Origin of the sequence: Escherichia sp. TW14182, assembly GCF_000208525.1 — a bacterium.
Taxonomy (GTDB): Bacteria; Pseudomonadota; Gammaproteobacteria; order Enterobacterales; family Enterobacteriaceae; genus Escherichia; species Escherichia ruysiae.
In genome coordinates, this window is record NZ_AEJZ01000208.1 from 1 (window position 1) to 9,267 (window position 9,267).

General features: G+C 51.0%; 10 protein-coding genes. 6 read left to right on the forward strand and 4 right to left on the reverse strand.

What is annotated here, in order from left to right; genetic code table 11:
- Positions 1-271: 271 nt before the first annotated feature.
- Positions 272-703, reverse strand: a complete 432-nt coding sequence (osmC, locus tag EQY_RS0116755; RefSeq protein ID WP_000152304.1) for a peroxiredoxin OsmC — start codon at positions 701-703, stop codon at positions 272-274.
- Between the two features lie 344 nt (positions 704-1,047).
- On the opposite strand from osmC, the gene bdm reads away from it, so the two are divergent.
- From bdm to EQY_RS0116785, 6 genes are all read left to right on the forward strand, one after another.
- On the forward strand, positions 1,048-1,263 hold the full coding sequence (gene bdm / locus EQY_RS0116760) for a biofilm-dependent modulation protein (protein ID WP_000495764.1): 216 nt from the start codon (positions 1,048-1,050) through the stop codon (positions 1,261-1,263).
- A gap of 101 nt (positions 1,264-1,364) precedes the next feature.
- Positions 1,365-1,502, forward strand: coding sequence for a stationary-phase-induced ribosome-associated protein (gene sra / locus EQY_RS0116765; RefSeq protein WP_000841553.1), 138 nt, complete (start codon positions 1,365-1,367; stop codon positions 1,500-1,502).
- A 156-nt stretch (positions 1,503-1,658) separates the two neighbouring features.
- A complete protein-coding gene (gene maeA, locus EQY_RS0116770) occupies positions 1,659-3,356 on the forward strand; it encodes a malate dehydrogenase (protein ID WP_000433478.1) in 1,698 nt (565 codons plus the stop codon).
- 133 nt (positions 3,357-3,489) lie between these two features.
- Positions 3,490-4,500, forward strand: a complete 1,011-nt coding sequence (adhP, locus tag EQY_RS0116775; protein ID WP_000642407.1) for an alcohol dehydrogenase AdhP — start codon at positions 3,490-3,492, stop codon at positions 4,498-4,500.
- Between the two features lie 186 nt (positions 4,501-4,686).
- The gene (locus EQY_RS0116780; protein WP_000605676.1) at positions 4,687-4,965 is read left to right on the forward strand and encodes a type II toxin-antitoxin system RelE/ParE family toxin; all 279 of its coding nucleotides are present in this window, start codon (positions 4,687-4,689) and stop codon (positions 4,963-4,965) included.
- Complete coding sequence (locus tag EQY_RS0116785) at positions 4,965-5,249, forward strand: HigA family addiction module antitoxin (RefSeq protein ID WP_000781370.1); 285 nt, start codon at positions 4,965-4,967, stop codon at positions 5,247-5,249. The genes EQY_RS0116780 and EQY_RS0116785 overlap by 1 nt, the downstream gene beginning before the upstream one ends.
- A 50-nt stretch (positions 5,250-5,299) precedes the next feature.
- Here the strand turns inward: EQY_RS0116785 and fdnI are convergent, their stop codons facing one another.
- From fdnI to fdnG, 3 genes are all read right to left on the reverse strand, one after another.
- Positions 5,300-5,953, reverse strand: coding sequence for a formate dehydrogenase-N subunit gamma (fdnI, locus tag EQY_RS0116790; protein WP_000045638.1), 654 nt, complete (start codon positions 5,951-5,953; stop codon positions 5,300-5,302).
- Complete coding sequence (gene fdnH, locus EQY_RS0116795) at positions 5,946-6,830, reverse strand: formate dehydrogenase N subunit beta (RefSeq protein ID WP_001240581.1); 885 nt, start codon at positions 6,828-6,830, stop codon at positions 5,946-5,948. Before fdnH ends, fdnI begins: the two co-directional genes overlap by 8 nt.
- A 12-nt stretch (positions 6,831-6,842) precedes the next feature.
- On the reverse strand, positions 6,843-9,267 hold a 2,425-nt coding region (gene fdnG, locus EQY_RS0116800), incomplete at its 5' end, for a formate dehydrogenase-N subunit alpha (RefSeq protein ID WP_000474366.1).

The following is a 9,267-nucleotide window of genomic DNA, read 5'->3' on the forward strand; positions in this document are numbered from 1 at the left end:
TTAAATTTAACTAATTCAAATTAATTAAATCAACTGAATCTTACAATGCCATAAATGTTTCTCACCATCAAACAGAGAACATAAATAAACAGAGTTTTACTGTTATTCTGAACGAAATAGGAGTTTACAACCTGATGCAATAATGATTGTTCGGGAACAGGCGGGAATAACGAAAAGAATGACGATGCCGTTTAAATGCGAGATTTCATTGAGATAATCAGAAAATATTGGTGTAAATGCTTGCCGGATGACAACATCATCCGGCGAGTACTTATGCTTTCAACTGGTAATCCAGCGTAATTTCCGCTTTCAGTACCTGAGAAACCGGGCATCCGGCTTTTGCTTTCTGAATAATGCCGTCAAAGGTTGAGGCATCAATACCCGGTACGGCAACTTCACTCTTCAGTGCGATTTTGGTAATCGCGAAACCAGCATCGACTTTATCCAGCGATACATCGGCAGTGGTATCAATCGATGTTGGCGTGAATCCCGCTTCCCCCAGCATTAATGAAAGCGCCATCGAGAAACAAGCGGCATGTGCAGCGCCAATCAATTCTTCAGGGTTGGTTCCTTTTTCGCCTTCAAAACGCGTGTTAAACCCATACGGCTGTTGGTTCAGCACGCCGCTCTCGGTGGATACTGTTCCCTTCCCGCGTTTGATATCGCCTTCCCAGTGTGCCTGACCTTTCTTATGGATTGTCATTGTTGCTCTCCTGTGGGCTTAAAAAGGAAATTATAGACTACGTGAGAAACAGCACGAGGATAAGCAGGATATTCCGAATAAAATCCGGCGAAAATATTACCTCCGAACTTAAATAAAATTACCACAACAGAAGGCGGGGAATATATGGTTTAAAAGATATTGCAGCAATATCAAGCAACGAATGCCAATAACAATAGTCATGAATATCATGCAGTTAAAATATAAAACACATCAACCAGGACTAATCTTAACAACGAAGCGGCAAATATTTGCCATGCTGAATGTGCTTTATAAATCTGCGATCCGTAGCAGACACCATAAATACACAGACACGGAGAATCACTATGTTTACTTATTATCAGGCAGAAAATTCAACAGCAGAACCCGCTCTGGTTAATGCCATTGAGCAAGGCCTTCGGGCAGAGCACGGTGTTGTCACTGAAGATGACATTCTCATGGAGCTGACCAAATGGGTGGAAGCTTCTGATAACGACATCCTCAGTGATATCTACCAGCAAACGATCAATTATGTGGTCAGTGGCCAGCACCCTATGCTTTAAGCTGCTATGCTTGATCGGCAACCTAATTTAGGGGTTTAGCACGTGTTTCTTCGCTACGGCGATGTTGTCCTTAAAACTAGCAACAGGATTGAGGAGTACAAATGAAATCGAACCGTCAGGCACGTCATATTCTTGGACTGGATCATAAAATTTCTAACCAGCGCAAAATAGTTACCGAAGGTGACAAATCCAGCGTGGTAAATAACCCAACCGGCAGAAAATGCCCCGCTGAAAAGTAATCCTTAACAATCAGTCCTCAATGACGATTAAACACCATTGCCTGCGCAATGGTGTTTTTGTTTTTATCTGCTTTATACTTGGGGGCGACGCCCTGGCGGTAAAGCAAAGACGATAAAAGCACCCCAGGGATGGATATTCAAAAAAGAGTGAGTGACATGGAACCAAAAACAAAAAAACAGCGTTCGCTTTATATTCCTTACGCTGGCCCTGTACTGCTGGAATTTCCGTTGTTGAATAAAGGCAGCGCCTTCAGCATGGAAGAACGCCGTAACTTCAACCTGCTGGGGTTACTGCCGGAGGTGGTCGAAACCATCGAAGAACAAGCGGAACGAGCATGGATCCAGTATCAGGGATTCAAAACCGAAATCGACAAACACATCTACCTGCGTAACATCCAGGACACTAACGAAACCCTCTTCTACCGTCTGGTAAACAATCATCTTGATGAGATGATGCCTGTTATTTATACCCCAACCGTCGGCGCAGCCTGTGAGCGTTTTTCTGAGATCTACCGCCGTTCACGCGGCGTGTTTATCTCTTACCAGAACCGGCACAATATGGACGATATTCTGCAAAACGTGCCGAACCATAATATTAAAGTGATTGTGGTGACGGATGGCGAACGTATCCTGGGTCTTGGTGACCAGGGCATCGGCGGGATGGGTATTCCGATCGGTAAACTGTCGCTCTATACCGCCTGTGGCGGCATCAGCCCGGCGTATACCCTTCCGGTGGTGCTAGACGTCGGCACCAACAACCAGCAACTGCTTAACGACCCGTTGTATATGGGCTGGCGTAATCCGCGCATCACTGACGATGAATACTATGAATTCGTTGACGAATTTATCCAGGCAGTGAAGCAACGCTGGCCGAACGTGTTGCTGCAGTTTGAAGACTTTGCACAAAAAAATGCGATGCCGTTGCTTAACCGCTATCGCCATGAAATTTGTTCTTTTAACGATGACATTCAGGGCACCGCAGCGGTAACGGTCGGCACACTGATCGCAGCCAGCCGCGCAGCAGGTGGTCAGTTAAGCGAGAAAAAGATTGTCTTCCTCGGCGCCGGTTCAGCGGGATGCGGCATTGCCGAAATGATTATCGCCCAGACCCAGCGCGAAGGATTAAGCGAAGAAGCGGCGCGACAGAAAGTGTTTATGGTCGATCGCTTTGGTCTGCTCACCGACAAGATGCCAAACCTACTGCCTTTCCAGACCAAACTGGTGCAGAAACGCGAAAATCTTAGTGACTGGGATACCGACAGCGATGTGCTGTCACTGCTGGATGTGGTGCGCAATGTAAAACCAGATATTCTGATTGGCGTCTCAGGACAGACCGGGCTGTTTACGGAAGAGATCATCCGTGAGATGCATAAACACTGTCCGCGTCCGATCGTGATGCCGCTGTCTAACCCGACGTCACGCGTGGAAGCCACACCGCAGGACATTATCGCCTGGACCGAAGGTAACGCGCTGGTCGCCACTGGCAGCCCGTTTAATCCAGTGGTATGGAAAGATAAAATCTACCCTATCGCCCAGTGTAACAACGCCTTTATTTTCCCGGGCATTGGGCTGGGTGTTATTGCTTCCGGCGCGTCACGTATCACCGATGAGATGCTGATGTCGGCAAGTGAAACGCTTGCTCAGTATTCGCCGCTGGTCCTGAACGGCGAAGGTCTGGTACTACCGGAACTAAAAGATATTCAGAAAGTCTCCCGCGCAATTGCGTTTGCGGTTGGCAAAATGGCGCAGCAGCAAGGCGTGGCGGTGAAAACGTCTGCCGAAGCTTTGCAACAAGCCATTGACGATAATTTCTGGCAAGCCGAATACCGCGACTACCGCCGTACCTCCATCTAAGCCTGCGCCCGGTAGTGAAGGCTACCGGGCAATTTTCCTCTCCCTTTTTCAGATCTCATCCATACTGGGTAGTGGCGAATAAATCTCATTTGCCTCACCTGCTATGCAGAACATCATCCGAAAAGGAGGAACTATGAAGGCTGCAGTTGTTACGAAGGATCATCATGTTGACGTTACGGATAAAACACTGCGCTCACTGAAACATGGCGAAGCCCTGCTGAAAATGGAGTGTTGTGGTGTATGTCATACCGATCTTCATGTTAAGAATGGCGATTTTGGTGACAAAACCGGCGTAATTCTGGGCCATGAAGGCATCGGTGTGGTAGCAGAAGTTGGCCCAGGTGTCACCTCATTAAAACCAGGCGATCGTGCCAGCGTAGCGTGGTTTTACGAAGGATGCGGTCATTGCGAATACTGTAACAGTGGTAACGAAACGCTCTGCCGTTCAGTTAAAAATGCCGGATACAGCGTTGATGGCGGGATGGCGGAAGAGTGCATCGTGGTCGCCGATTACGCGGTAAAAGTGCCAGATGGCCTGGATTCGGCGGCGGCCAGCAGCATTACCTGTGCGGGGGTCACCACCTACAAAGCGGTTAAACTGTCAAAAATTCGTCCCGGTCAGTGGATTGCTATCTACGGTCTTGGCGGTCTGGGTAACCTCGCCCTGCAATACGCGAAGAATGTCTTTAACGCCAAAGTGATCGCCATTGATGTCAATGATGAGCAGTTAAAACTGGCGACTGAAATGGGGGCAGATTTAGCGATTAACTCACGCACCGAAGACGCCGCCAAAATTGTGCAGGAGAAAACCGGTGGCGCTCACGCTGCGGTGGTAACAGCAGTAGCTAAAGCTGCGTTTAACTCGGCAGTTGATGCTGTCCGTGCAGGCGGTCGTGTTGTGGCTGTCGGTCTGCCGCCGGAGTCTATGAGCCTGGATATCCCACGTCTTGTGCTGGATGGTATTGAAGTGGTCGGTTCGCTGGTCGGCACGCGCCAGGATTTAACTGAAGCCTTCCAGTTTGCCGCCGAAGGCAAAGTGGTGCCGAAAGTCGCCCTGCGTCCGTTAGCGGACATCAACACCATCTTTACCGAGATGGAAGAAGGCAAAATCCGTGGCCGTATGGTGATTGATTTCCGCCGCTAAGAGACCATTGCTGCGACTGCCAGTCCTGGTGTCGCAGCCTGTTTTGCGAGACGCTTTCCGCTATTTAACTCTTCTTCTTTTCCTCCCTCATCTTTCCCCTCACAATTCGCGAAAACGTAGCGAAATTTGTTGCGCTGCACGGAACAATAGTGATAGTGTTCCTTTCGAAGGAACAAGGATGAAGAGATGATAATGAATTTCAGACACAAGGGATTGCGTGACTTGTTTCTTCTTGGCAAAACCTCCGGCGTTATACCGACGCAAGTCAAAAGATTACGCCACCGACTCGCTGTAATTGATGCAGCAAGCTGTCTTGCTGATATCGATATGCCAGGTTACCGACTACACCCGTTAAGCGGCGATCGCGATGGAATTTGGGCAATCTCTGTCTCGGGCAACTGGCGGATAACGTTTGAGTTCGTCAATGGCGATGCATACATACTGGATTACGAGGACTATCACTGATGAAAATGGCCAATCATCCCCGTCCGGGGGACATCATTCAGGAATCACTGGACGAGCTGAACGTCAGCCTGCGCGAATTTGCCAGAGCAATGGAAATTGCGCCCTCAACGGCAAGCCGATTGCTGACCGGAAAAGCGGCTTTGACGCCAGAAATGGCGATTAAACTTTCCGTGGTGATCGGCAGTTCGCCGCAAATGTGGTTGAATCTGCAAAACGCGTGGAGTCTGGCAGAGGCTGAAAAAACGGTGGATGTGTCGCGACTACGCCGTCTGGTTACGCAATAAAAAAATGGCGCCTTTTACAGCGCCATTTTCAGCTTAAAGTTCAAAAGAGATTATATCCCTTCTTCACTCTCTTTTTTTGCTTCTGCCTTCTCGATTTCACGATACCAGCGCGGATGGTGTTTCTTCGCCCAGCGACGGCTCACCTTCCCTTCGATCATCCCTTTAATCGACCCTTTCACCCAGAATGCCATATACATATGGATCAGGATGGCGTGGATCAGGATGATACCCGCTGCCGCGTGGATCAGCAGGCTATAACGGACAACCTGCATCGGGAAGTACTGCGCAAAGTACGGACGCCAGATGATCACCCCGGTCACCAGCAGCACGAAAATCATGCTCATGATTGACCAGAACATCATCTTCTGTCCGGCGTTGTACTTACCAACATCCGCCACTTTGTGCTCATTGCCTTTCAATACTTCGACAATGTTCAACAGCCACGGAATATCTTTCTTATCCGGGATGTTGTGATGCACAAAGCGGAAGAACATAAACATCAGCGCAACGAAAATCGCAATGCCGAAGAACGGGTGCAAAATGCGTCCCATCTGCGGCGTACCGAAGGTTTGCGTCAGCCATTGCAGCGTCGGGAAGAAGAACGAAATCCCGGACAGCGCCACCAGGAAGAAGCAAATCACCACGGTCCAGTGACAGGCGCGATCAATAAATTTGGTGCGCACAATCATTTTCGACTTACTCATGATGCTCCTCCTCGTCATCGTCCACTTCCTTATTCGGGCCAATACCGATGTAGTGGAAAATCAACCCGGCAAAAGTGGCGATAAAGCCAGCCGCTGCCAGCGGTTTCAACGCGCCTTTCCACAAGTTCACCGAGGTATCGATCTTCGGATCTTTCGGCAGACCGTGATACAGCTCTGGCTGATCGGCGTGATGCAGCACGTACATAACGTGAGTACCACCGACACCTTCCGGGTTGTAGACGCCAGCATGTTCGTAACCACGCGCTTTCAGTTTCGCCACGCGCTGTTCCGCCAGCTCCAGCATCTCTTTCTTGGTGCCGAAGTGGATAGCCCCGGTCGGACAGGTTTTCACACAAGCCGGTTCCTGGCCGACGCTGACGCGATCGACGCAGAGCGTGCATTTATATACCCGGTTATCCTCTTTGTTGAGGCGCGGAATATTAAACGGACACCCGGCAATGCAGTAACCACAGCCGATGCAGTTTTCCGACTGGAAATCGACAATCCCGTTAGCGTACTGAATGATTGCACCAGCAGACGGGCACGCCTTCAGGCAGCCCGGATCTTCACAGTGCATACAGCCATCTTTACGGATCAGCCACTCCAGCTTGCCGTTCTGTTCGGTTTCGCTAAAGCGCATCACCGTCCAGGACTTGGCGCTCAGATCGGCGGGGTTATCATAAACCCCGACGCAGTGCCCCACTTCATCACGGATGTCGTTCCACTCCGAACACGCCACCTGACAGGCTTTACAGCCGATACAGGTGGAAACGTCGATAAGTTTCGCGACTTCTGCTTTGTAATCACGCACCTGAGAAGGCGGCGTGATGGAGTTAGTTGCGGACCTTTTGATAATGTCCTGCGTTTCCATAGCCATCTGTTCGCCCCCTTACGCCTTCTCGATGTTTACTAAGAACGCTTTATATTCCGGCGTTTGCGAGTTTGCATCACCGACATTTGGCGTCAGAGTGTTAGCGATATAACCTTTACGCGCGACACCCTCAAAGCCCCAGTGGATTGGAATACCCACCGTTTCAACCTGCTGACCGTTTACATTCAGCGGTTTCAGACGGCGCGTTACCACAGCCACCGCGCGGATAAAGCCACGCTTGCTGGAGACAGTGACACGGTCACCATTGGCAATGCCTTTCGCCGCCGCCAGCGTTTCGCTAATCTCCACAAACTGTTCCGGCTGGGCGATTGCATTGAGCAATGCGTGCTTGGTCCAGGTGTGGAAGTGCTCGGTCAGACGATAGGTCGTACCCACATACGGGAACTGCTCTTTTTTACCCATCCGCAGCGCGTCTTGTTCATACAGACGAACCACCGGGTTAGACACCACGTTCGGATGCAGCGGGTTAGTTCCCAGCGGCGTTTCAATTGGCTCGTAGTGTTCCGGGAACGGACCTTCCGCCATTTTGTTGATGGCAAACAGGCGTCCCATCCCTTCCGGCTGCATGATAAACGGCCCGGTTGGCGTACCCGGCGCGGCATTGCCGAAGTCAGGAATATCGTTACCCGTCCACTTGCTGCCGTTCCACTGGATCAGCATTCGTTTCGGATCCCACGGTTTACCGTTGATATCCGCTGAAGCACGGTTGTACAGCACGCGACGGTTGAGCGGCCACGCCCAGGCCCATCCCAGCGTGTTCCCCAGACCGGACGGGTCGGAGTTATCACGGTTGGCCATCTGGTTGCCCTGCTCTGTCCAGCTACCGGTATAGATCCAGCAAGAAGATGCAGTCGTACCGTCATCACGCAGATGCGCAAAGCTACTCAGCAACTGACCTTTCTTCGCAATCAGCACGCCATTGGCATCATAGAGATCTTCCAGCGCATAGCCGTTGTTCTCTTTTGCCACTTCGTCAGACTGCGGCTCGTGCGGTTGCTTGTAGTTCCAGCTCATCTTCATCAGCGGTTCTACGCCTTTACCACCTTCGGCCTGGTACAGCTCGCGCAGATGATGGTAGATACCCGCCAGAATTTCGCCGTCGTTACGCGCTTCGCCCGGCGCGTCCTGACCTTTCCAGTGCCACTGCAACCAGCGACCGGAGTTAGCGATAGAACCATCTTCTTCAGCAAAGCAGGTCGAAGGCAGACGGAATACTTCAGTCTGAATAGACGCAGGATCGACATCGTTCGACTCGCCGTGGTTCTGCCAGAAAGTAGAGGTTTCAGTCACCAGCGGATCGATAACCACCATGTACTTCAGCTTGCTCAGGCAGCTCACCACTTTGTTTTTGTCCGGGAAGGACGCAACCGGGTTAAAGCCCTGGCAGAAATAACCGCTGACCTTGCCTTCGTCCATCATGTTGAAATACTTGATGACGTCGTAGGTCTGATCCCACTTCGGCAGCCAGTCGTAGCCCCAGTTGTTCTCTTTCTGCGCGGCATCGCCGTAGAAAGATTTCATCAGGCTAACGAAGAACTTCGGATAGTTGCTCCAGTAGTTCACCTGATCCGCCAGCGTCGCTTTCGGCGTGTTCGCTTCCAGATAAGACTGCAAATCAACCTGTTTTTCTGACGGCAGCGTCAGATAACCCGGCAGGCTGGTAGAGAGCAGACCTAAGTCGGTCAGACCCTGAATGTTGGAGTGACCACGCAGTGCGTTCACGCCGCCACCGGCCATACCCATGTTGCCGAGCAGCAACTGGATCATCGCCATAGTACGGATGTTCTGCGCACCGACGGTGTGCTGCGTCCAGCCCAGCGCGTACAGGAAGGTGGTTGTGCGATCCGGTGCGCTGGTGGAGGCCAGCACTTCACACACTTTCAGGAAGTCGGCTTTTGGCGTACCGCAGATGTTTTCCACGACGTCCGGCGTATAGCGGGAAACGTGCTCTTTTAGCAGGTTCCACACACAGCGCGGATGAGTCAGCGTGTCATCGCGTTTCGCATAGCCGTTTTCATCGAACTGATAGTTCCAGGACGATTTATCGTACTGGCGTTTTTCAGCGTCATAACCGCTGAACAGACCGTCTTCGAAAGCAAAATCATCACGCACCAGCAGGCTGGCGTTGGTGTAATGCTTAACGTATTCGGCATTGATTTTGTTGTTTTCGATCAGGTAGCGCAAAACGCCAGACAGGAACGTAATGTCCGTACCGGAACGAATAGGTGCGTAAATATCCGCCACAGAAGCGGTACGCGTAAAACGGGGATCGACAACGATCAGGGTTGCATCGTTGTTATTTTTCGCTTCCATCGCCCAGCGGAAACCGACGGGATGCGCTTCAGCAGCGTTACCGCCCATCACCATCACGACGTTAGCGTTTTTGATATCCACCCAGTGGTTGGTCATCGCACCGCGACCA